Here is a 329-nt window from a genome sequence, read left to right as displayed (position 1 = left end):
CTGCAAAACCTGTGATATTAAAGATCCGTCGCAGAACATCACCTGGGTTACTCCGGAAGGTGCTGGCGGTCCAAACTATCCAAACATGTAATCCGCTATAGCGGAATGCATGAAAAAAGGAGCCTTATGGCTCCTTTTTTATTACCCCGGATAAACCATCAGCCAACCACAAACGCCCTGCCACCGCTTTGAATGGCAAAGCTGCCATCAGACTGCTCAGTCGCCAACTCTGATATCTGGTAATAGGCATTGCGCGAAAAGCGGGCCCAGAGGTTATTGCGAACCCTGACTTCCGGCACCATGACCCCATCCAGTTCCGATGCTTTCAG

General features: G+C 50.5%; 2 protein-coding genes. One reads left to right on the top strand and one right to left on the bottom strand.

All coding sequences use genetic code 11. The annotated features are described in order from the left end of the window. Positions 1-91 (top strand): 4Fe-4S dicluster domain-containing protein (locus B2Z72_RS19315; RefSeq protein WP_414716714.1); only part of this gene is annotated, 91 nt, incomplete at its 5' end. Positions 92-158: 67 nt separating this feature from the next. On the opposite strand, the gene B2Z72_RS19310 is transcribed toward B2Z72_RS19315, so the two are convergent. Continuing rightward, the gene (locus tag B2Z72_RS19310) at positions 159-302 is read right to left on the bottom strand and encodes a hypothetical protein (protein WP_414716713.1); all 144 of its coding nucleotides are present in this window, start codon (positions 300-302) and stop codon (positions 159-161) included. Between the last annotated feature and the right edge of the window lie 27 nt (positions 303-329).

This window comes from Thalassolituus sp. UBA6592 (assembly GCF_002433655.1).
Taxonomy (GTDB): domain Bacteria; phylum Pseudomonadota; class Gammaproteobacteria; order Pseudomonadales; family Oceanobacteraceae; genus Venatoribacter.
Note: the sequence above shows the minus strand (reverse complement) of the source record. Positions and strands in the feature narration are given on the sequence as shown.